At 56.5% G+C, this 22,565-nt stretch carries 21 protein-coding genes; 13 read left to right on the top strand and 8 right to left on the bottom strand.

Annotated elements, in window-relative coordinates; translation table 11 throughout:
* Positions 1-344: 344 nt before the first annotated feature.
* The 4 genes from hemY to hemC form a co-directional block, all read right to left on the bottom strand.
* Complete coding sequence (gene hemY / locus OB87_RS10815) at positions 345-1,541, bottom strand: protoheme IX biogenesis protein HemY (RefSeq protein ID WP_033569458.1); 1,197 nt, start codon at positions 1,539-1,541, stop codon at positions 345-347.
* 2 nt (positions 1,542-1,543) lie between these two features.
* Positions 1,544-2,671: a uroporphyrinogen-III C-methyltransferase gene (gene hemX / locus OB87_RS10810; protein ID WP_033569457.1), complete on the bottom strand. Its 1,128-nt coding sequence runs from the start codon at positions 2,669-2,671 to the stop codon at positions 1,544-1,546.
* A gap of 127 nt (positions 2,672-2,798) precedes the next feature.
* Positions 2,799-3,539, bottom strand: a complete 741-nt coding sequence (hemD, locus tag OB87_RS10805) for a uroporphyrinogen-III synthase (RefSeq protein ID WP_033569456.1) — start codon at positions 3,537-3,539, stop codon at positions 2,799-2,801.
* Positions 3,536-4,477, bottom strand: a complete 942-nt coding sequence (gene hemC, locus OB87_RS10800; protein WP_033569455.1) for a hydroxymethylbilane synthase — start codon at positions 4,475-4,477, stop codon at positions 3,536-3,538. Before hemC ends, hemD begins: the two co-directional genes overlap by 4 nt.
* Before the next feature lie 325 nt (positions 4,478-4,802).
* On the opposite strand from hemC, the gene OB87_RS10795 reads away from it, so the two are divergent.
* Complete coding sequence (locus OB87_RS10795; RefSeq protein ID WP_033569454.1) at positions 4,803-7,361, top strand: class I adenylate cyclase; 2,559 nt, start codon at positions 4,803-4,805, stop codon at positions 7,359-7,361.
* A gap of 77 nt (positions 7,362-7,438) precedes the next feature.
* On the opposite strand, the gene cyaY is transcribed toward OB87_RS10795, so the two are convergent.
* Positions 7,439-7,759 (bottom strand): iron donor protein CyaY, encoded by a 321-nt coding sequence (gene cyaY / locus OB87_RS10790; RefSeq protein ID WP_033569453.1) that lies wholly within the window; start codon positions 7,757-7,759, stop codon positions 7,439-7,441.
* A 77-nt stretch (positions 7,760-7,836) separates the two neighbouring features.
* Between cyaY and lptM the strand changes: the two genes are divergently transcribed.
* The 8 genes from lptM (at position 7,837) to OB87_RS10750 (ending at position 16,047) form a co-directional block, all read left to right on the top strand.
* The gene (gene lptM, locus OB87_RS10785; protein ID WP_033569452.1) at positions 7,837-8,016 is read left to right on the top strand and encodes an LPS translocon maturation chaperone LptM; all 180 of its coding nucleotides are present in this window, start codon (positions 7,837-7,839) and stop codon (positions 8,014-8,016) included.
* Between the two features lie 88 nt (positions 8,017-8,104).
* Positions 8,105-8,929, top strand: coding sequence for a diaminopimelate epimerase (dapF, locus tag OB87_RS10780; protein WP_033569451.1), 825 nt, complete (start codon positions 8,105-8,107; stop codon positions 8,927-8,929).
* Positions 8,926-9,627 carry a DUF484 domain-containing protein gene (locus tag OB87_RS10775; RefSeq protein ID WP_033569450.1) on the top strand — a complete coding sequence of 234 codons (702 nt, stop codon included), beginning with the start codon at positions 8,926-8,928 and terminating at the stop codon, positions 9,625-9,627. Before dapF ends, OB87_RS10775 begins: the two co-directional genes overlap by 4 nt.
* Entirely contained in the window at positions 9,624-10,532 is a 909-nt protein-coding gene (gene xerC, locus OB87_RS10770; RefSeq protein WP_033569449.1) for a tyrosine recombinase XerC, read from the top strand. The genes OB87_RS10775 and xerC overlap by 4 nt, the downstream gene beginning before the upstream one ends.
* Positions 10,532-11,248 carry a 5-amino-6-(5-phospho-D-ribitylamino)uracil phosphatase YigB gene (yigB, locus tag OB87_RS10765; RefSeq protein ID WP_033569448.1) on the top strand — a complete coding sequence of 239 codons (717 nt, stop codon included), beginning with the start codon at positions 10,532-10,534 and terminating at the stop codon, positions 11,246-11,248. Before xerC ends, yigB begins: the two co-directional genes overlap by 1 nt.
* An 85-nt stretch (positions 11,249-11,333) precedes the next feature.
* Positions 11,334-13,496, top strand: coding sequence for a DNA helicase II (gene uvrD / locus OB87_RS10760; RefSeq protein ID WP_033569447.1), 2,163 nt, complete (start codon positions 11,334-11,336; stop codon positions 13,494-13,496).
* A gap of 368 nt (positions 13,497-13,864) precedes the next feature.
* A complete protein-coding gene (corA, locus tag OB87_RS10755) occupies positions 13,865-14,815 on the top strand; it encodes a magnesium/cobalt transporter CorA (RefSeq protein WP_022635229.1) in 951 nt (316 codons plus the stop codon).
* Between the two features lie 173 nt (positions 14,816-14,988).
* Positions 14,989-16,047: an AbrB family transcriptional regulator gene (locus OB87_RS10750; RefSeq protein WP_033569446.1), complete on the top strand. Its 1,059-nt coding sequence runs from the start codon at positions 14,989-14,991 to the stop codon at positions 16,045-16,047.
* Here OB87_RS10750 and rarD read toward each other — a convergent pair.
* A complete protein-coding gene (gene rarD, locus OB87_RS10745; RefSeq protein ID WP_033569445.1) occupies positions 16,006-16,926 on the bottom strand; it encodes an EamA family transporter RarD in 921 nt (306 codons plus the stop codon). The genes OB87_RS10750 and rarD overlap by 42 nt on opposite strands.
* A gap of 100 nt (positions 16,927-17,026) precedes the next feature.
* Positions 17,027-17,497 (bottom strand): thioesterase family protein, encoded by a 471-nt coding sequence (locus tag OB87_RS10740; RefSeq protein WP_033569444.1) that lies wholly within the window; start codon positions 17,495-17,497, stop codon positions 17,027-17,029.
* A gap of 224 nt (positions 17,498-17,721) precedes the next feature.
* Between OB87_RS10740 and pldA the strand changes: the two genes are divergently transcribed.
* From pldA to rhtC, 3 genes are all read left to right on the top strand, one after another.
* Positions 17,722-18,591: a phospholipase A gene (pldA, locus tag OB87_RS10735; RefSeq protein WP_033569443.1), complete on the top strand. Its 870-nt coding sequence runs from the start codon at positions 17,722-17,724 to the stop codon at positions 18,589-18,591.
* Between the two features lie 152 nt (positions 18,592-18,743).
* Positions 18,744-20,573: an ATP-dependent DNA helicase RecQ gene (recQ, locus tag OB87_RS10730; RefSeq protein WP_033569442.1), complete on the top strand. Its 1,830-nt coding sequence runs from the start codon at positions 18,744-18,746 to the stop codon at positions 20,571-20,573.
* A 60-nt stretch (positions 20,574-20,633) separates the two neighbouring features.
* Positions 20,634-21,257 (top strand): threonine export protein RhtC, encoded by a 624-nt coding sequence (rhtC, locus tag OB87_RS10725; RefSeq protein ID WP_033569441.1) that lies wholly within the window; start codon positions 20,634-20,636, stop codon positions 21,255-21,257.
* A 129-nt stretch (positions 21,258-21,386) separates the two neighbouring features.
* On the opposite strand, the gene OB87_RS10720 is transcribed toward rhtC, so the two are convergent.
* Positions 21,387-21,944 carry a TetR/AcrR family transcriptional regulator gene (locus OB87_RS10720; RefSeq protein WP_033569440.1) on the bottom strand — a complete coding sequence of 186 codons (558 nt, stop codon included), beginning with the start codon at positions 21,942-21,944 and terminating at the stop codon, positions 21,387-21,389.
* Between the two features lie 95 nt (positions 21,945-22,039).
* On the opposite strand from OB87_RS10720, the gene OB87_RS10715 reads away from it, so the two are divergent.
* Positions 22,040-22,516, top strand: a complete 477-nt coding sequence (locus OB87_RS10715) for an HPP family protein (RefSeq protein WP_050515690.1) — start codon at positions 22,040-22,042, stop codon at positions 22,514-22,516.
* Positions 22,517-22,565 lie beyond the last annotated feature (49 nt).

The following is a 22,565-nucleotide window of genomic DNA, read 5'->3' as shown; positions in this document are numbered from 1 at the left end:
ATTTTATGGGGCTGCGTTTTGTAAAATTGGCATCATTCGTGCTTAACTGGAGGTGTAGATGCTCATTCCACCTTCTATGTTTGCTTCGGCTTCATAAACCTGGGAATGACGCAGAGCCATTTACGGTGCCTAACGTCCGATTTTTGATGAAGTGCAGCTTCATCGCTGTTGGACGTAACGTTGAGTGGGGCACCTTAAAGTTGTCTTTCAGACCTGATTTTTATTGCACGCTTGTCGCTGGTCGGCAAGCGTTTTTTTTCGCCATTATTCCAGGAAATCATGGTGTTATCAGGTTATTTTGTCAGGGCAGGAAGACCGGCGCAGGGGTGCGCCGGTTCGGTTGGTCAGGCGTCGTGAGGAGGCTGTAGCGTCAATAACAAACCGTCACGGCGCATTCGGGCCGCGTCTTCAGGACGTTTCAGCCGATCAAACGCGTCGGCACACCAGGCATAGTCATAGGCGTCTGGTCGCAGTGCCAATGCCGCGGAGAAGGCATCGCTGGCCTGCTGCCATTCGCCATGTCTTGCCAGCACCTGTCCTAGCGTACTGTGCAGCAGCGCGTCATCGCTGTGCTGTTTCAGGCGTTGACGCAACAGTTTTTCCAGCGGTTCCGGTTGACCGGCGTTGAGCCGGGGGATCAACTGCACCAGCCGATAGTCAAATTGCTGCTTCAGCCCGTCAACAATGATGTCCTGTGCGGTGGTGTGGTCATCACACACGATCAGCCGTTCAGCCATTGCCACCTGCATCGACAGCGCCTGACGCACTTTACGTGGCTGGTTTTTCCACCACTGCTTCAACCCTTCACTACCGCCTTCCGCCATTGCCTGATCCATCAGGCCGATGGTGGCACGCTGTTGCAATTCATCCAGAGAGGATTCGTCATGCAGACGGGTTTTACGCATAGCGGGCAGGATATCCAGCAATGCGCTGTAGGCGTGGGTACGCAGAAATGCCTGTTCCGCCAGACGAAGAACTTCCGGGTGGCGCGGTGCCACCTCCAGCAAACGGTCTACGCCGTGGCGGGCAGCATGGTCTTCGTTACGGGCCAGTTGAATGCGCACGCGGGTGATGTCCACCGGCAATTGGTTGCTGTCGGCGATTTCCGCTGCCCGCTCCAGATACTGTCGGGTACGGAACTCGTCACCGCGCTGCTGAGCGGCTTCCGCCGCCAACAGGTAGTTCACCACGGGTTGCTCCGCGTGGTCAGCATTGCGGGTCAGCAGTTTTTCCACCTGCAGATAATCACCTTCAGTCAGTTTCAATAGTGCTGCTTTGGTCTGCTGACGCGCGCGAGTGCGCTTGCGGCCGATAAACCAGCCGCGGGTACGGACACCGGTGCGGAACATGCGCCGCAACAACCATTCCACCGCCAGAAACACCAGCAGAAACAGTACCAGCATGATCACCAGCCCGGTAACGCTGGTTTCAATGTTGTAATTGTCGGTCTGAATCAGCACGTAGCCCTGATGACCGGCCAGCATCGGCCCTATCACAATACCGGCGATCAGCACCACAAACAGCAGGAATACCTTCAGCATGTTCAGTCCTCCTGTGGTTTGGCGGATGGCTGCGCCAGCAGGTTGCGGACTCGGGTTTGCATCAGTTTGTCCAGCAGCGGCTGGCTTTGCAGTTCATTCGGTACATCCATCGCGACCGACTGTTGACTCAGTGCGTCCAGTTGGTCCAGAAACGCCTTGGTGGTCGGGTCGCTTTCGTCAAAGTAGGCACGTACCCAGGTCGCTGCCGTTTCCAGTGATTGCCGGTACGTTTCGTTCTGGTGACGTGGCACCGCCTGGGCGGCGACCAGCAGGCGAGAGCGGATGTTTTCGCGCAGATACACATCCTGATTCGGTGCCAACAGCGGTTCGGCGCTGTCGTCGCGGCGACGAATGGTGATGAAGTCCGACAGGAAATTGTGCCAGCTCTTGCTCAGGTTCTGCCGCCATTCGCTCAGTGAAGCCGACAGCGTCGAGTCGCTTTCTTCCATCGGCGCTTCGTCAGTGTCGGTATCGGCCAGCCGCAGGTTGTCCACCTGATCCGCCAACTGGTTCACTTTAAGGATGATGCCGTCGAAATCGATCTGACTGACGCCCGCCAGCATACTGATGTCATGAGTGATGGCCCGGCGCACGTCGATCAGGCTGGGGTCGTTCATGTCTGCCAGACTGGCGTCGGCGCTTTTGAGCAGGGCACCAGCGGTGGTGACGTCTTTATCGCTCCACAGCTTGCGTCCGGCTTGTTTTACCAGAAAATCAGCCTGCGCCAGCAGCCAGGTTTTGGCGTCGCTGTTGGTGAGCGTCGCCAGTTTTTCCTGCATTTCGCCTGTCTGCCGGGTCAGGGCTGCCAGCCGTTGCTCATCGGTACTCAGCGCTTTGGCCTGCTGGTCCTGTGTCTGTTGCCACTGCTGCTGCGCTTGTGACTGCTGTTTTTGCAGCCCGGCTAGTTGCTCCTGCAATTGGGCCAAGGCGGCACTCTGGCGTGCCATCTGTTGGTGGGTGTAATAGTAGACGCCGCCGCTCAGCGCCAGCGAAATCACGATAGCGATGGTGCCCAGCACAAGACCGTGGCGCGACGCACCGGAGGCGGGTGGCGATTTTTTCGGCGATGTGGATTCAGCCCGTTCGACCACCTCTTCGGAGGGCGTTGAGGAGGTAATGTGTTCCGTCATATGAGTACATCCTATGATCAGGGTAATGGTAATAGTCCGGGTTACTATCTGGCTAGTTTACTCTTTGGTTAGCTTACCATCTGGTTAATTATGCAACGATATCAATTGATTGATGGTATCCGTTGCGTTATTGCAGCGCCCGCATCAGCGCATCGTTATCCGCATTATCGGCGATCAGAATGTCACGCCAGCCCAGTTCGCGGGCCATTTCGCCCAGACGCTCGCTGACGACGACGACCCGGCAACCCGGTAGCCAGGTAGTTCGATAATAATCAGGCACTAAAGTATAGAACTGTTGCAGCATTTCTCCGCTGGTGACCACCAGAGTATCGACGCCGAGCTGTTGCCAACGCTGGCATTGTTCTGCGCCGTCGTAAACCACCGGATTGCGTTGATAGCATTCGCAGTAACGCACCTGCGCCCCGCGCTGCTGCAAGGTATCGCCCAGTAGCTCCCGGCCGCCATTGCCGCGCAACAGCAGTGCCTGCTTGCCTGCTACCTGTTGTAGCGCCGGTGACTGCAATAATGTTTCGCTGGTCGCGCGCTCTGACGGGTAGTGCACAGGCAGACCGCTGACGGTATGCAGCGCCAGCCCGGTGGAGCGCCCCACCGCAAAATAGGTGAGCGTTTGGGGCCAGGTGGTTCCGGCGCGTGATAGCGCGGGGTTGGCGTGTTCCACCACCTGTTGCGACAGGGCGAAAACCAGATCACCGGGGCGCAGTGCTTGCAGCATGGCGGGCAGTTGCGGCAAGTCGCTACCCGGAGAAAATTCGATTAATGGGCTGTGGTAGGCTTGCTGGCCTGCCATTCTGAGACGGGCTACCAACTGCTCACCTGCAGGAGAGGGACGGGTAACCAGAATCGTCATGACGAGGCTGCTCCATAAACAGATTGCAGAATGTCGCGTGCGCCGCGTTCAAGCAGTTCATCCGCCAGATCGATGCCAAGCTGTTCGGCATCCTGACGCCGCCCATTACGTTCTGCGTAAATAATGCGGCTGCCATCCGGTGCACCCACCAGCGCGCGCAGCCACAGTCCATCGTTGTCCTGCAGTTCGGCGTAGCTGCCAATAGGAACCTGACAGCCGCCTTCCAGCCGGGTGTTCATGGCGCGCTCGGCCAGCACACGCGTTGCGGTATCATCGTGGTTAAGCGGTGCCAGCAGCGCACGGGTTCGGGCGTCGTCCAGCCGACACTCCACGCCGACTGCACCCTGACCGACTGCGGGCAGCGATTGCTCGGGGCTAAGTGCGCTGCGGATACGGTCTTCCAGACCCAGGCGTTTTAGCCCCGCGACCGCCAGAATAATGGCGTCGTAGTCGCCGTTATCCAGTTTGGACAAGCGGGTGCCGACGTTGCCGCGCAGGTCGCGGACCACCAGGTCCGGGCGGTGGGCGCGCAACTGGCACTGGCGGCGCAGGCTGGAGGTGCCGATGCAGGCACCAACAGGCAGATCATCCAGCGTGGCGTAATGATTGGAGACAAAGGCATCGCGCGGGTCGTCGCGCTCGCAGATGGTGACCAGCCCCAAACCGTCGGGAAATTCGACCGGTACATCCTTCATTGAATGCACCGCGATATCGGCACGGTTTTCCAGAAGCGCCAGTTCCAGTTCCTTGACAAACAACCCTTTGCCGCCCACTTTGGCCAGCGGCGTATCCAGCAGCACATCACCGCGGGTGACCATCGGCACCAGTTCCACCCGCAAACCAGGGTGACAGGCTTCGAGCCGTTGTTGAACGAAATGGGCCTGCCACAGCGCCAGCGGGCTCTGTCGGGTGGCAATTCTTAGAATAGTGTCTACCATGCTTGATACCGTTCTGATCCTTTCTTTCCATCGTACCATTGAAGGCGAGCCGGTGTCAGTTGCCCGGCCATGGTGATGGGGTTAGGGAATGCTAAAACCTGATGGGAGATAGCCTGACGCGGCAAAAACGGCGATAATATGTGCAATGCTGTAGCATCAATAAACAAATCTGACTTTCTTTAGTTTCTTTACGCCCTTTCAGCAAGGTGTTAAATTGATCACGTTTCCAGCAATAATCTGCCCGCCATTCTTCTAATATTTATTCTGGGCAGGTTGGGGAAACAACGGCTTCTTTATAGGCACTGGGATAAGCAGGCGAAACGTCTTGTACTTCTACATCGAGACACTGAAGCAAAGACTGGATGCGATCAACCAACTGCGTGTGGATCGTGCTCTGGAAGCAATGAAACCCGCTTTTCAGCAGGTTTACAGTCTTTTGCCAGTTTTATTACATCATCACCACCCGCTGATGCCTGGTTATCTGGAAGGCAAGGTTCCGCACGGCATTTGTCTTTTCTCCCCTGATGAAAAACAACAGCACTATCTCGACAGCGTGGAATTGCGCTGGGGCGAGTTATCTGTGCCGGATCGCAAGGGCGAACTGCCGATCACCGGCGTCTATTCGATGGGCAGCACCTCGTCCATCGGGCAGAGCTGTACTTCTGATCTCGATATCTGGGTCTGCCATCAATCCTGGCTGGACAGTGAAGAGCGTCAGCGGTTGCAGCAGAAGTGCTCGCTGTTGGAAAAATGGGCTGCCGGACAAGGTGTCGACGTCAGTTTCTTCCTGATGGATGAAAACCGCTTCCGCCATAACGAGAGTGGCAGTCTCGGGGGTGAAGATTGTGGCTCTACTCAGCATATCTTGCTGTTGGACGAGTTTTACCGCACCGCAGTACGTATGGCAGGCAAGCGCATTCTGTGGAACATGGTGCCGGTGGAAGAGGAGGCACACTATGATGAATTCGTGCTTTCTTTGTATGCCCGTGGCGCATTGGCACCAAACGAATGGCTGGATTTGGGTGGACTGAGTGCGCTGTCGGCGGAAGAGTACTTTGGTGCCAGCTTGTGGCAGTTGTATAAAAGCATCGACTCGCCCTACAAGGCGGTGCTGAAAACCCTGTTGCTGGAAGCCTATTCCTGGGAATATCCCAATACCCGCCTGCTGTCGAGCGAGATCAAAGCGCGTCTGCATAAAGGCGAGATTGTGTCCTTTGGGTTGGACCCTTATTGCATGATGCTGGAGCGCGTGACCCAGTATCTGAACGCCATCAATGACCAGACCCGGTTGGATCTGGTGCGCCGCTGCTTCTACCTCAAAGTCTGCGAAAAACTCTCCCGTGAGCGTGCCTGCACGGCCTGGCGTCGCCAAATTCTGACGCAACTGGTGCAGTCGTGGGGATGGAGTAACGAACGGTTGGTGATGCTCGACAACCGCGCCAACTGGAAGATTGGGCAGGTGCGCGAAGCGCATAACGAGCTGCTGGATGCGATGATGCAGAGCTATCGCAACCTGATCCGTTTCGCCCGCCGCAATAATCTAAGCGTCAGTGCCAGCCCACAGGATATCGGGGTGCTGACCCGTAAACTGTATGCTGCTTTCGAGGCGTTGCCGGGCAAGGTGACGTTGGTTAACCCGCAGATTTCGCCCGACCTGTCAGAGACAAATCTGACCTTTATTTATGTCCCGGCGGGGCGTGCTAATCGCTCCGGCTGGTATCTGTACAATCAAGCGCCGTCGATGGACGCCATCATCAGCCATCAGCCGCTGGAATATAACCGCTATCTCAACAAGCTGGTGGCCTGGGCCTATTTCAACGGCCTGCTGACATCATCTACCCGTCTGCATATCAAAGGGCATGAGTTGTGCGATATCGCCCGATTGCAGGAACTGGTGTCGGATGTGTCCAGCCACTTCCCACTGCGGGTGGCGGCACCTACACCGAAAGCGCTGTATAGCCCGTGCGAAATTCGGCATCTGGCGATTATCGTCAATCTGGAGCATGATCCGACGGCGGCGTTCCGCAATCAGGTGGTGCACTTCGATTTTCGTCAATTGGATGTCTTTAGCTTTGGCCAGCAGCAGCAGTGTCTGGTCGGCAGTATCGATTTGTTGTACCGCAACTCCTGGAATGAAGTGCGTACCCTGCATTTCAGCGGCGAACAGGCGATGTTGGAAGCGCTGAAAACCATTCTGGGCAAAATGCATCAGGACGCGGCGCTGCCGGAGTCGCTGGAAGTGTTCTGCTACAGCCAGCACCTGCGCGGGTTGATCCGGACCAGGGTGCAGCAACTGGTGTCCGAATGTATTGAACTGCGTCTGTCCAGCACCCGTCAGGAACCTGGCCGCTTCAAGGCGGTGAAAGTTGCAGGTGAAACCTGGGGATTATTCTTTGAACGCCTGAGCGTATCGGCCCAGAAACTGGAAAATGCGGTAGAGTTCTACGGCGCGATTTCCAACAACAAGCTACAAGGGCTGCCGGTTCAGGTGGAAACCAATCACATCCATCTGCCGCCGGTAGTGGATGGCGTTGCCAGCGAAGGCATTATCCAGTTCTTCTTTGAAGATCAGCAGGATAATCAGGGATTCAATATCTATATTCTGGACGAGTCGAACCGGGTGGAGGTCTATCACCACTGCGAAGGTAGCAAGGAAGAACTGGTGCGCGATGTCAGCCGTTTCTATTCCTCATCGCATGACCGCTTCACCTATGGCTCCAGTTTCATCAACTTCAATCTGCCGCAGTTCTATCAGATTGTTCAGTTAGACGGCCGCACGCAGGTAATCCCATTCCGTAGCAGCGCACTATCTCATTTGTGCGTCACGCCATCGTCTGAAGACAAGAAGAGCCTGGTGCTGAGTCAGCGCTTGCAGATGCTTTGATTCAGAGCGGGAAATCCGGCATGAATGACAGTTGGGGCTAACGGCCCCAATCTGTTTTAGTCGAATGCCAGTCTGTTTTAATCGAAATAAACGTCTTCGCCGCTCTGTTCCGAGCAGGCCTGCGCCAGCAGTGCCATGAAATCGCTGCCGCTGCGGTCGCAAATCCAGCGGCCATTCTGATAGCCGAAGTGATAACCGCCGCCTTTGGTCGCCAGCCACACCTGATGCATCGGCTCCTGGCGGTTAATCACGATCTTGCTGCCATTCTCAAAACTCAGCGTCATCACGCCGCCATTGGTTTCGTAATCGATATCCGCATCACCATCAAATCGGTCCAGCGTTTCTTCCACCTTCAGCATCAACGCGTCGGCCAATTGATGAAACTCGCTATCGTTCATATTCGATTCCTATTGATTTTCATGATCCACCTGCGATTATAGAGAGCATAGGTATCTGAATGACAGGTTTTAACGACATGAAAACATTTTTTCGTCAGGGCGCATTGGCATTGCTGGTGTTGTCACTGGCTGGCTGTGGTTTGAAAGGTCCACTTTATTTTCCGCCAGAGCAACCGGCCCCGGCTAAGAACACGCAGCAGCAAAATACTCAGCAGCAAAACACCCAGGCTCCGCAAGCATCGTCCGCCCGGCAGTAGCCGACGTGGTACGCAGGGTGATTGAGGGTAATCTCGCGGGTCGCGACAGGTTTTCTGCCGCACCCGTTTAACGCAGCGGGGTCAGGAAATGCAGTTCTCCAAAATGCACGGTCTGGGCAATGATTTCATGGTTGTCGATGCCGTGACGCAAAATGTCTATTTTTCACCGGAGCTGATCCGTCGCCTGTCGGACCGGCATTGCGGGGTGGGTTTCGATCAGTTATTGATCGTTGAACCGCCCTACGATCCCGAACTGGATTTTCATTACCGCATTTTCAATGCGGATGGCAGTGAAGTGGCGCAGTGTGGTAACGGTGCCCGCTGCTTTGCTCGTTTTGTTCGCCTGAAAGGGTTGACCAACAAGCGCGAAATTAATGTCAGCACCCATAACGGCCGGATGGTGCTGTCGGTGACGGAAGACGAGCTGGTGCAGGTGAATATGGGGGAACCCAACTTCGAACCGCAGCAGGTGCCGTTCCGTGCCACTAAGCCGGAAAAAACCTATATTTTTCGTGCCGACGAGCACACAGTGCTGTGCGGTGTGGTGTCGATGGGCAACCCGCATTGCGTGATTCAGGTGGACAATGTGGATACGGCACCGGTAGAGACGCTCGGGCCGCTGCTGGAAAGCCACGAACGTTTTCCTGAGCGCGCCAATGTTGGTTTTATGCAGGTGGTCAATCCTAACCAGATTCGGCTGCGCGTGTTCGAGCGCGGCGCGGGCGAAACCCAGGCTTGCGGCAGCGGTGCTTGTGCTGCGGTAGCGGTGGGGATTCAGCAGGGGCTGCTGGCGGCGGATGTCAAAGTGCAACTGCCGGGCGGCGAACTGGAGATTCATTGGGACGGCCCCGGTCATCCGCTGTTTATGACCGGCCCGGCGACGCATGTTTATGATGGGTTCATGCATCTATGAAGAACGTGGAAGAGCAGGCTGAACGTCAGGCGTTGACTGACGATCTGGTGTTGCAGTACCTGCGCCAGCACCCTGACTTTTTCATTCGTCATTCCCGCCAGACGGAAACCATGCGCGTACCGCATCCGGTGCGTGATAGCGTGTCGCTGGTGGAGTGGCAACTCGCCCGCCAGCGTAACCGTATTCAGTATTTAGAAGAAGAAATTGCCTTACTGACGGAACAGGCAACCCGCAATGAGGAACTGTTCAGCCAGCTATTGCAATTGCAGATGGCGCTCTCTACCGCCGCGTCGTTGCAGGAACTGCTCGACAGGTTACACCGCTGGGCGCGCGCGCTGGGGTTGTCAGGCGCGGCTATCCGTCTGTTTACCGATCGCTGGCGTATCGGCGCACCTTCTGATTTTACCCATCTGGCGCTGAACCGTACGGTGTTTGAGCCGTTGCGTATTCAGCGGCTGGGCGAACGGCATCACTATCTTGGGACGCTGAACGGCCCTGAACTGTTGCTGCTGTTGCCGCAGGCGCGCCATGTTGGCTCAGTGGCACTGTCGCTGATGGGAAAAAATGGCGATCTGGGATTGCTGATTTTCAGCAGCCGCGACAGCCACCACTATCAGGACGGCATGGGCACGGATCTGTTGCAACATCTGGCGACGATTATCCCGGTATTGCTGGAGCGATGGATTGAACGCCTATGAACCCCGATTCCCCCCTGTCAGCACCGGCCGAAGCCTTTCTGCGCTACTTACGGGTTGAGCGGCAACTGAGTCCGCTGACGCAACGTAGCTATACCCATCAGTTACAGGTGATTATCGACATGTTGTCGGCGTCCGGTATTGCCGACTGGCAAGCGCTGGATGCCGCTGGTGTACGAGCGGTGGTGGCGCGCAGCAAGCGCGACGGGCTGAATGCTGCCAGTCTGGCTCAGCGTCTGTCGGCGTTACGCAGTTTTCTTGACTGGCTGGTCGGACGTGGTGAGCTTCAGGCTAACCCTGCCCGTGGCGTATCGGCACCCAAAGCGGGACGGCATCTGCCTAAAAACATGGATGTGGATGAAATGGACCGCCTGCTGGATATCGACCTTGGCGATCCATTAGCGGTGCGTGACCGGGCCATGCTGGAGGTGATGTACGGTGCCGGGCTGCGTCTGGCCGAGCTGGTCGGGCTGGACTGCGGCCACGTCGATCTGGACAGCGGGGAAGCCTGGGTGATGGGGAAAGGCAGTAAAGAGCGCAAGCTGCCGATCGGCGCGACCGCCGTTACCTGGCTGCGGAACTGGCTGGCGGTGCGGGATATTTACGCACCGGAAGACGACGCGATATTCATCTCCAGTCTCGGCAAGCGTATTTCAATGCGTAACGTACAGAAGCGCTTTGCCGAATGGGGCGTCAAACAGGGTGTGAACAGCCATGTTCATCCGCACAAGTTGCGGCATTCGTTTGCCACCCACATGCTGGAGTCCAGTGGCGACTTGCGCGCGGTGCAGGAACTGCTGGGCCATGCTAACCTCTCCACCACCCAGATCTATACCCATCTGGACTTTCAACATCTGGCATCGGTGTACGATGCCGCGCACCCACGCGCCAGACGAGGTAAATCCTGATGTATTTTTATCGCCCGCTCGGTCGGATTGAGGCCATCACGTTTGATCTGGATGACACCCTGTACGACAACTATGAGGTTATCCGGCAAACGGAGCGGGAGTCGTTACGATTCTTACAGAACTGTCACCCTGGGTTGCGGGCGTTCACCAGCGACGGTTTGCGTCAGCTACGACAGGAACTGCTGGCGCAAGAGCCGGAGATTTACCATGACGTTACACACTGGCGTTGGCGTTCCGTACATCTGGCGATGACTCGGGTGGGAATGTCTCCGGATGATGCGGCCGCCGGTGCTGACGCCGTGATGGCGGAATTCGCTCGCTGGCGCAGCCGCATCGATGTGCCACAGGAAACCCACGACACGTTGCGCGCGCTGGGGCAGCGTTGGCCACTGGTGGCGATCACCAACGGCAATGCCGATCCCTATGCCTGCGGCCTGGGCGATTATTTTCAGTTCATTTTGCGCGCCGGTCCGGATGGCCGCTCAAAGCCCTGTCATGATATGTATCAACTGGCCGCCGAACGGCTGAATTTACCGTTGCACAACCTGCTGCATGTGGGGGATGATCTCACCACCGATGTGGCTGGTGCCATTCGCAGCGGTGTACAATCTTGTTGGATTAATCTGCGTGACGGCAACCTGATGCAGATTCCCGATTCCCGGCTGCTACCGCATGTGGAAATTTTCAGCTTGGCATCGCTCACCACGTTGCTATAATCCTGCCATATCACTGTATAAATAAACAGCGGAATTTGTCTCCGATCCGGAGGCCGGGTTCCTCTTTGACGGATAACCGACGGCTATGGACGTATCTGACCTGCTTGACAGTCTGAATGATAAACAGCGTGACGCCGTGGCGGCGGTGCGCAGCAATATGCTGGTACTGGCTGGCGCAGGCAGTGGCAAAACTCGCGTGCTGGTCCATCGCATCGCCTGGTTGCTGACGGTGGAAAATTGTTCGCCGTATTCGATCATGGCGGTGACCTTCACCAACAAGGCGGCGGCAGAAATGCGCCACCGTATCGATCAACTGCTCGGCACCAGTCAGGGCGGAATGTGGATCGGTACGTTTCATGGGCTGGCGCATCGCCTGTTGCGCGCACACCATCTGGATGCTGGCTTGCCGCAGGATTTCCAGATTCTGGACAGTGAAGATCAGTTACGGTTACTCAAACGTCTGGTCAAGGCGCTGAATCTGGATGAGAAGCAGTGGCCGCCGCGTCAGGCGATGTGGTACATCAACGGCAAGAAAGACGAAGGACTGCGGCCGCAGCACATTGACAGCTACGGCAACCCGGTGGAGCAAACCTGGTTACGTATCTATCAGGCTTATCAGGAAGCCTGTGATCGCGCCGGGCTGGTGGATTTCGCCGAGCTGCTGCTGCGTGCCCACGAGTTGTGGCTCAACAAACCGCATATCCTGCAGCATTACCGCGACCGTTTTAACAACATTCTGGTGGACGAGTTTCAGGATACCAACCGTATTCAGTACGCCTGGATTCGCCTGCTGGCTGGCGACAGCGCCAAAGTGATGATCGTGGGTGACGATGACCAGTCGATCTACGGCTGGCGTGGCGCGCAGGTGGAAAACATCCAGCACTTCCTGCGCGATTTCAGCGAGGTAACTACCATCCGTCTGGAGCAGAATTACCGTTCCACCGCCAATATTCTTAATGCTGCCAACGCGCTGATTGCCCACAACGGTGATCGGCTGGGTAAAAACCTGTGGACCGATGGCGTCGAGGGCGAACCGATTTCGCTGTATTGCGCTTTTAACGAACTGGACGAAGCGCGGTTTGTGGTCAACCGCATCAAGGTGTGGCAGGAAGCGGGCGGTGCGCTCAGCGAATGCGCCATTCTTTATCGCAGTAACGCCCAGTCGCGCGTACTGGAAGAGGCGTTGTTGCAGCAAAGCCTGCCGTACCGGATTTATGGCGGTATGCGCTTCTTTGAACGGCAGGAAATTAAGGATGCGCTGTCTTATCTGCGGTTGATGGCTAACCGTAATGATGATGCTGCCTTTGAACGTGTGGTCAACACGCCGACGCGCGGCATCGGCGATCGCACATTGGATGTGGTGCGTCAGACGGCACGTGACCGCCAGTTGACGCTGTGGCAGGCCACGCGCGCGTTGTTGCAGGAAAAAGTCCTGGCCGGGCGCGCTGCTGCCGCGCTGCAACGTTTTCTGGAACTGGTGGATGCGCTCGCCAGCGATACTGCCGATTTGCCGCTGCACGTACAGACCGACCGGGTGATCCGCGATTCCGGATTGTGGAGCATGTACGAGCAGGAAAAAGGCGAGAAAGGCCAGACGCGGGTGGAGAACCTGGAAGAGCTGGTGACGGCGACCCGCCAGTTCAGCTATCAGGACGAAGATCAGGACTTGCTGCCGTTGCAGGCATTTTTGTCTCATGCCGCGCTGGAAGCCGGGGAAGGGCAGGCGGACGCCTATCAGGACGCGGTGCAATTGATGACGTTGCATTCCGCTAAAGGTCTGGAGTTCCCGCAGGTATTTGTTGTCGGTATGGAAGAGGGGATGTTCCCCAGCCAGATGTCGCTGGATGAAGGCGGCCGTCTGGAAGAAGAGCGTCGGCTGGCCTACGTCGGCGTGACGCGCGCCATGCAGAAACTGACGCTGACCTACGCCGAAAGCCGCCGTTTGTACGGCAAGGAAACCTATCACCGCCCGTCGCGGTTTATCGGCGAACTGCCGCCGGAATGTGTCGAAGAGGTACGGTTGCGCGCCAGCGTTTCGCGTCCGGTCAATCATCAGCGTCTGGGGACGCCGATAAGCCAGAGTGATACCGGTTATAAACTGGGGCAACGGGTGCGCCACGCCAAGTTTGGTGAAGGCACCATTGTTAATGTGGAAGGCAGCGGCGATCACTGCCGAATCCAGGTGGCGTTTGTCGGTCAGGGCATTAAATGGTTGGTAGCCGCTTATGCTCGTCTGGAGACGGTATAAGCTGTCGAGCCTATGACCGCGGGGTGTTCAGTCTGTGCTCATCGGATGTTACGGTTGGACACAGACTAATCACCTGTTTGTCTGTTGACAGCCTTTTTCATCTCGGCGTAACATGCGCGCATCATTATTCCCGGAGGACCCACGCCTTGGACACACCCAGTCGATACTGGCTCAATAACCTACTGATTAGGTATCACTTCTAAGGCTATCTTCCCTGTGCTGATAGCCTTAGAGGTTGTCAGCGATATTGTTTGTCGCATCGAGTCAGCACCGTCTCACGGCCTGAAACCTGATGGTGACTTTTCCACCCTGTTTCTGTGTTTCAATCGCGTTTTGTCCCTCTTTGTTACATTTTGGGAGCATGGCTTATGCTGAGCGCATTTAAACTCGATAACTGCCGTTTAACTCGTCTGGAACTTGATGAAAGCAATGACCTGACTACCTCGCTATGGGTGGATTTGGTCGAGCCGGACGTCGAAGAGCGAGATTTGGTGCAGAATCAGCTGGGGCAAAGCCTGGCGACCCGACCGGAACTGGAAGACATTGAGGCATCGGCCCGTTTTTTCGAAGATGAAGACGGCCTGCACATTCACTCCTTTTTCTTTTATGAAGACGCGGATGATCACGCCGGTAACTCCACCGTGGCGTTCACCATTCGTGATGGCCGTTTGTATACGTTGCGTGAGCGCGAGCTGCCTGCTTTCCGTCTCTATCGGATGCGTGCCCGCGCTCAGACGCTGGTTGACGGCAACGCCTATGAGCTGCTGCTTGACCTGTTCGAAACTAAAATCGAGCAGCTGGCGGACGAAATCGAAAACATCTACAGCGATTTGGAATCCTTAAGCCGGGTGATCATGGACGGCCGTCAGGGCGACGAATATGACGACGCGCTATCGACGCTGGCAGAGCAGGAAGATATCGGCTGGAAAGTCCGGCTGTGTTTGATGGATACCCAGCGTGCACTCAATTTCCTGGTGCGCCGCGCCCGGTTGCCGAGCAGTCAGCTGGAACAGGCGCGTGAGATCCTGCGCGACATCGAATCCCTGTTGCCGCATAACGAATCGCTGTTCCAGAAAGTTAACTTCCTGATGCAGGCGGCGATGGGTTTCATCAATATCGAACAGAACCGCATTATCAAAATCTTCTCGGTGGTATCCGTTGTTTTCCTGCCGCCGACGTTGGTGGCATCCAGCTATGGTATGAACTTCGAATTCATGCCGGAACTGAAATGGGCCTACGGCTATCCCGGCGCGATGTTGTTGATGTTGCTGGCTGGACTGGCTCCGTACCTGTATTTCAAACGCCGTAACTGGCTGTAACGTCACCCCCCTCTCTGACAGGAGACTCGTTGCCCGCAAGGCCAACGAGTCCCTGGTTTTCTTTCCTGCGACAATTTTTGATAACGGACAGATTTCGCACGGATAGATGCCCGTTTGACGGGCTTCCGGGGTAGAATTACGCCTCTGCTTTGATGTTGTAACAGGTGCTGTGCATGGAGAGATTTCCCGCGTCGACACAATGGTTCATGCTGCTGGCGGTTTCGTTGGTGTTGGGTTTTGGTCTGCAGATTTACCATGTTCCGGCGGCGCTGCTGCTGGGGCCGATGCTGGTAGGGGTGATGATGGGGCTGAACGGTGCCACCATCCGTATTCCCCGTCCGCTGTTTTTCGCCAGTAATGCCGTGTTGGGTTGTCTGGTGGCACAAAGTCTCTCCCTGTCTATCCTGACGCCGCTGGTGAAAGAGTGGCCGTTGGTCCTGTTTATTCTATTGTCGACGCTGGTTGCCAGCGGGTTGTCAGGCTGGCTGCTGATGCGCTACAGCGAGCTACCGGGCACGACCGGCACCTGGGGCGCGTCTCCGGGCGGCGCGTCGGCGATGGTGGCGATGGCAGGAGACTTCGGTGCTGATGTACGGCTGGTGGCGTTCATGCAGTACCTGCGCGTGCTGATGGTGACCGCGGCCGCGGCGTTTGTCGCGCGTGCCAGTCTCGGGCAAGGCGCGGAGGCCAATAGTGCGCTGCTGGTCTGGTTTCCCTCGCTGGATTGGCGCTTCCCGGCGACGTTAGCGGTGGCGTTTAGTGGTGCCTGGATTGGGCGACGGTTGCGCATTCCTTCCGGCCAACTGCTGGGGCCGATGATCATCGGTTCCATGCTGCACTCCTCCGGCACGCTGGCATTACAGACACCGGAATGGCTGCTGGCGCTGGCCTATGCGCTGATCGGCTGGAGCGTCGGCCTGTCGTTTACCCGCCCCGTCTTTTTGCTGGCGCTGCGTACCCTGCCGAAAATGATGATGTCGATTGTCACGCTAATGCTGCTGTGCGGTGGAATGGCGCTAATGCTGACGCATCTGCTGTCGGTGGATATCCTGACCGCCTATCTGGCGACCAGCCCCGGCGGGCTGGATTCCATTGCTATTATTGCTGCGGGGAGTCGGGTGGATATCGCGTTTGTTATCGCCATGCAGACGTTGCGCCTGTTCTCCACCCTGATTTTCAGCCCGATTTTGTCACGTTACATTTCGCGCCACGCTGTGGCTGGCGCGGCGTAATCGCCGCTGGGTATAGAGTGCATCAAGCGTGAATACCACCAGTGCCAGCCAGATGAAGGCAAAAGTGATTAGTCGGTCTGTCGTAATGGTTTCACCGTATACCAGCACTGCCAGCAGGAAGGTGAGCGTCGGTGCCAGATACTGAAAGAAACCCAGTGTAGACAGCCGCAGGCGTATGGCGGCGGCAGTAAACAGCAGCAGTGGTACGGTAGTGACGACGCCCGCTGCCATCAGCAGCACATTCAGCGACATGGGGTTTTGGCTGAGGTGGCTGGTGGGCGAGTCGGCCAGCCATTCCAGATAAATCAGCGCGGCGGGCAGTAACCACAGTGTTTCGAACAACATGCCAGTCTGGCCGTCGATAGCGATCTTTTTACGCAGCAGGCCGTAAAATCCGAAACTGAAGGCCAGCGTGAGTGCAATCACAGGCAGCGAGCCGAGCGTCCACAGTTGCACCAGTACGCCGCACATGGCCAACAGCACCGCCAGCCATTGCGTTGGGCGAAAGCGCTCCCCAAGAAACAGCATTCCCAGCAGCACAGTGACCAGCGGGTTGATGAAGTAACCCAGGCTGGCTTCCAGCATATGGTTGTGATTGACTGCCCAGATATACGTCAGCCAGTTACAGGCCACCAAAATCGCGGTAATTGCCAGCAATAATAACTGGCGTGGTCGGCGACAGGCGTTGCGCACTACACCCCACTTGCGGCTGAGGCTCAGCAGCAACAGCATGAAAAAGAACGACCAGATAATACGGTGGCTGAGAATTTCATCAGCCGGTACTTGCCCGAGCTGTTTGAAATAAACCGGGGCAATTCCCCAGATGATGTAAGCGCCGAGGGCAAACAGCACCCCCTGGCGGTGTTGTGGCATACTCATTGATAAGAAACCAGATAAACGCAGTGAACATCCAGTGTACCGGACCACGGCACGGGTGTCTTGACGCGGTGTGTTGATCAAAACCCGTTCGATGTGCCCTTTAGCCAACGATATAGGTGGCGATAGCGCTGGCGATATGCGACTGTTTTTCGTTATGCAATTCGGCCCGTGCCACGGCGATCTTATTGCCGCTACGCAGTAACTGGCTGGTCAGGGTAAAGTGCTCGCCACGGCCGGGGCGTAGGTAATCTACCCGCAGGTCGATGGTGCCCATGCGCGACAATCGTTGGTGCAGGTCCTGCTCGCTCAGCGTCGTATGACGCAGCAGTGCGCTGCCCACGCATACCAAACCCGCCGCGACATCCAGCCCGGCGGCAATCACGCCACCGTGCAGGATGTGCTGCAACGCGTTGCCCACCAGCTTGTTCTGATGGTGGAAACTTAGCGTGACCGCATCCGGTGAAAATGCCTCCAGTGTGAGCCCCAACTCCTGATTGAAGGGCATCTGATAAATGAAAATATCGCTGATACGCTGACGTAGCATGTCCTGAGTAAGCGGTGTAGTAAGCATGTGTGAGCCTCTTTTCGCACCTGTAGGGTAAGCTGGTTAATTTTTATGTATTTACAGGTTAATAAGTTGTTATTTTAGGCGTCGTTATGCTTTCTTGCTACCACAGGTCGATATAACAACAGGATGACTGCGCGGCGCGGGTGACCTGTGTACACTATCCGCTATTGTTTTCAGTTTGTTATCCGATTCACATAACTACCTTGACCCTTTGGGAGATTACGCGCATGTATAAATCAGGTGGGATGGTTGTTGCGCTGATGCTGGCGACGACCGCTCAGGCGCAGGAAGCCCGCGTTCAGGACATTCATGATGCTCCGGCCGTACCGGGCAGTATTATCGCCGGGCTGCTGCAGAAACATGATACGCCGTTCATACTCTACCCTTATGAAAGCAACTACCTGCTTTACACCTACACCAGCAATATCAATAAACAGGCGATTCAGAGCTATAGCTGGGCCGATGATGCCCGCAAAGATGAAGTGAATTTCCAGATCAGTCTTGGTTTCCCATTGTGGCGCGGCATTGCTGGGGAGAATTCGCTGTTGGGGGCGTCTTATACCCAGCGTTCCTGGTGGCAGATGTCCAACAAAAGCGAGTCGACTCCGTTTCGTGAAACCAACTACGAGCCACAACTGTTTCTTGGCTGGGCGACGGATTACCGTTTTGCTGGCTGGACGCTGCGCGATGTGGAGATGGGGTTCAATCATCAGTCCAACGGACGTGCCGACCCGACCTCGCGCAGCTGGAACCGGGTCTATGCCCGTCTGATGGCGCAGAACGGTAACTGGCAGGTTGAAGTGAAACCCTGGGTTCGCCTGAGCGACAGCGATGACGACAACCCGGATATTACCCGGTATATGGGACACTATCGGGTGCGGGTTGGCTACCACTGGGGAGACAGTATTTTCAGCGCCGAGGGGCGTTATAACTGGAATTCCGGTTACGGCGGCGGCGAGCTGGGATGGAGCTACCCAATCAGCGATCATGTCCGTTTCTATACCAAGGTATTTAGCGGTTACGGCGAGTCGCTGATTGACTACAATCACCGCCAGACCCGCTACGGCATTGGCGTCACGCTCAACGATATGTTCTAGCACCGGTCGGCAGGGCTGCGGGCTGTCGCAGAAAACCCGGCGACAGGCGTTGCAGTTTTAGCGGGCGGCGCTGAAAATAGCGCCTGTTTGCTTTTTTCGAAAGCGGTGAATAACTTTTTCAGGGCAGTAAATAACGTGAAAGCGGTGAAGGCGTGTCTACGGCAGAAGTATTGAATAAAGAAACGCTGGCGATGCAGGTGCTGCGTGAAACCTTCGGTTACCAGCAATTCCGGCCGGGTCAGCAGGACATCATCAATGCTGCCATCAGCGGGCGCGACTGTCTGGTGATTATGCCGACCGGCGGGGGGAAATCCCTGTGTTATCAGATTCCGGCGCTGGTGCTGGACGGGTTGACGCTGGTGGTATCACCGCTTATTTCCCTGATGAAGGATCAGGTCGATCAGTTGCAGGCTTATGGCGTAGCGGCGGCTTGCCTCAATTCCACCCAGACCCGTGAGCAGCAGCAGGAGGTGTTCAGTGCCTGCCGTCGCGGTGAACTGAAGTTGCTGTATATTGCGCCGGAACGCCTCACCACCGACGGGTTTCTGGAGCAACTGACGCACTGGAACACGACGCTTATCGCCATCGACGAAGCGCACTGCATTTCCCAGTGGGGGCACGATTTTCGCCCGGAATACCGCGCACTGGGGCAGATCAAGCAGCAGTTGCCCGCGTTGCCGATTGTGGCGCTGACCGCCACCGCCGATGAAACCACCCGTCAGGATATCGCCCGTCTGCTGGATTTGCGTGACCCACTGGTCAATATCAGCAGTTTTGACCGTCCCAATATCCGCTACACGCTGGTGGAAAAATTCAAACCGCTCGATCAGCTGTGGCTGTTTGTGCAAGGGCAGCGCGGCAAGAGCGGTATCGTATATTGCAACAGCCGAGCCAAAGTGGAAGACCTGTGCGCCCGGTTGCAAAACCGTGGGTTGAGCGTTGGCGCTTATCACGCCGGGCTGGAAAACGAGCGTCGCGCTCAGGTGCAGGAGGCGTTTTTGCGCGATGACCTGCAAGTGGTGGTCGCTACGGTGGCGTTCGGCATGGGGATCAACAAACCGAATGTGCGCTTCGTGGTGCACTTCGACATCCCGCGCAATATCGAGTCCTACTATCAGGAAACCGGCCGTGCCGGGCGCGACGGCTTGCCCGCTGAAGCGGCGCTGTTCTACGACCCGGCGGACATGGCCTGGTTGCGTCGTTGTCTGGAAGAAAAACCGGCCGGTATGCAGTTGGATATCGAACGGCACAAACTGAATGCGATGGGCGCGTTTGCCGAAGCGCAGACCTGCCGCCGCCTGGTATTGCTCAACTACTTTGGCGAAAACCGCCAGCAAGCGTGCGGCAACTGCGATGTCTGTCTCGACCCGCCCCGACGCTACGATGGGCTGGTGGACGCGCAGAAAGCGTTGTCATGCGTTTATCGCGTCGGGCAGCGGTTCGGCATCGGTTACATCGCCGAAGTGCTGCGCGGTGCCAATAATCAGCGCATTCGCGAATTCGGTCACGACAAACTGCCGGTGTACGGCCTGGGTAAGGATAAAACCCAGGAGCAGTGGGTCAGCATCCTGCGTCAGTTGATCCACCTGGGGTTGCTGGCGCAGAACATCGCTCATCACTCCGCGCTGCAACTGACCGAGTCAGCACGGCCGGTGCTGCGTGGCGAAGTGCCGTTGCAACTGGCGGTGCCGCGCGTCGTCAGCCTGAGCAAGCCGCGTGCCAGCCAGAAAACCTACGGCGGCAATTACGATCGCAAACTGTTCGCCAAGCTGCGCAAACTGCGTAAATCCATTGCCGACGAAGACAATATTCCGCCCTACGTGGTGTTCAGCGACGCCACATTGTTAGAAATGGCCGAACTGTTGCCGGTCACCGCCAGCGAGCTGTTGGCGGTCAATGGCGTCGGGCAGCGGAAACTGGAGCGTTTTGGCTCCCCCTTTATGACGTTGATTCGCGATCATTTAGATAATGGTGACGACTGAGGCGGCTTAGTCTGCTGGCCGGGTCTTCGCCTGTTCTGGCATGTAAAAAAAGGAATGAATATGTTGATGTTGTTTCTCACGGTAGCGCTGGTGCACTTGATTGCGCTGATGAGTCCGGGCCCGGATTTCTTTTTCGTCTCTCAGACGGCGGTCAGCCGTTCCCGTCGTGAAGCGCTGATGGGCGTCCTGGGGATTACGCTGGGCGTGCTGGTATGGGCCGCTATCGCGCTGATGGGGCTGCATCTGCTGCTGGAGCGTATGGCGTGGCTGCACCGTCTGGTCATGATCGGCGGCGGCCTGTATCTGTGCTGGATGGGCTGGCAGATGCTGCGTTCGGCTTTGCGTAAGCGTGAATTGCAGGAAGGCGATGTGACGGTAGTAGCATTGCCGCAGCGGGGCAAAACCTTCATGCGTGGTTTTCTGACTAACCTGTCCAACCCCAAGGCGTTGATCTATTTTGGCAGCGTGTTCTCGCTGTTTGTCGGTGACGATGTGGACGCGGCGGCGCGCTGGGGACTGTTTGCCCTGATTTCGCTGGAAACGTTGCTGTGGTTCAGCCTGGTAGCGTTGGTGTTCGCGTTGCCGGTGATGCGCCGCGGCTACCAGCGGCTGGCGAAATGGGTAGACGGTCTGGCGGGCGTGTTGTTCACCGGGTTCGGCATCCACCTGATTATCTCGCGTTAAATTCCACCTGCCTTTTTACCACTGGCTGGTGTTCGCGGTGCTGATTCCCGGCCGGGTCGCCGGGAGTGTTGCGCTCCGGCAGCCGCTGGAGTCGGCAAGGTCGGCAAGATAGTGCGTCAACCTCGCCTGTCAGGTCGCCGTCGTTAACCCGTGTTCCGCCAGTGGAATGCATTTTTCAGCGGCATCAGGGTCCTGACCGACAAAAGCCGCCACGATAGCCCCTTCTTTCAGTAAACACAGCAGGTCAATAAAGGCTTCGCTCGCCGTGGGTAAATGCTGTTGCAGCAACCGGCGCACTTTCTGCTTGTGCTCACGGCAATATTGCGCGATCGGGCTGGAAGGATCGCGGATTTCCGCCGCCGTATTGATAAAAAAGCACCCATGAAATGCGCTCAGTTCCTTAACCTCTCCCCTGAACCAGTCGGTCAGCGCATGAAACAGGCGTTGCACAACCTCATTCGGCGTCGCAGCCTGCGCCAGCGCAGAAGATAACCAGGTCATGAAGATCTGATCCCGGTACGCCAGCGTCGCGAGTACCAGCTCGTTTTTGCCGGGGAAATGGTGATAAAGGGTCTTTTTAGCGATTCCCGAAACCTCAAGCACTTCGTTGATACCGACCGAATTAATGCCTTTCTGATTGAATAATGCCAGGGCTGTGGTGATCAGTTGCTGTCGTTTGTCGTTCATTGCTGGCCTCCTGACGATATATTGACAAAGGTAGACCAATTTGTCTACTTTATGTGTAGACCGACTTGTCTACTTTTGGTGTTTAGGAGTCACGTATGATAAAGAAACTGATTTTCCCGGTGGTATCCGGTATCGGTGCCGCACTGACCATTGGCTTGCTGTCGTATGTCGATACGTTGCAGTCTGGCTGGGTATTGCTGATGGCGCCTTTCGGCGCAACGGCGGTACTGGTATTCGGGTTGCCAGCCAGCCCGCTGGCGAAGCCTCGAAATGTGATTATGGGGCATTTTATTACGGCGTTGATTGGTGTCTGCTTTGCGCAATGGACGGATGTCAGCCCGTTGACGCTGGCATTGGCAAGTGGGTTAGCCGTTAGCGCCATGTTGTTGACTGGAACGACGCATCCGCCCGCAGGCGCGAATCCGCTGTTGATTATGCTGACAGGCCAAAGCTGGTCGTTTTTGCTGGCACCGGTGCTGATCGGGGCGGTCATCATCATTCTGGCTGGCAAGGCGTTGAATGTTCTGCGTACACATCCGTTCTGGCAACGGTTAATGGTCGGTGGGGAGTGAGTTCGTGGAGAGATTCCGGTGGCGAGGGGCGGCTATCGGAAAAATCCAT

The sequence above is a fragment of the Dickeya undicola genome, assembly GCF_000784735.1.
Taxonomy (GTDB): Bacteria; Pseudomonadota; Gammaproteobacteria; order Enterobacterales; family Enterobacteriaceae; genus Dickeya; species Dickeya undicola.
The sequence above is the reverse complement of the archived record's forward strand: the minus strand, read 5'-3'. Positions and strand labels throughout refer to the sequence as shown.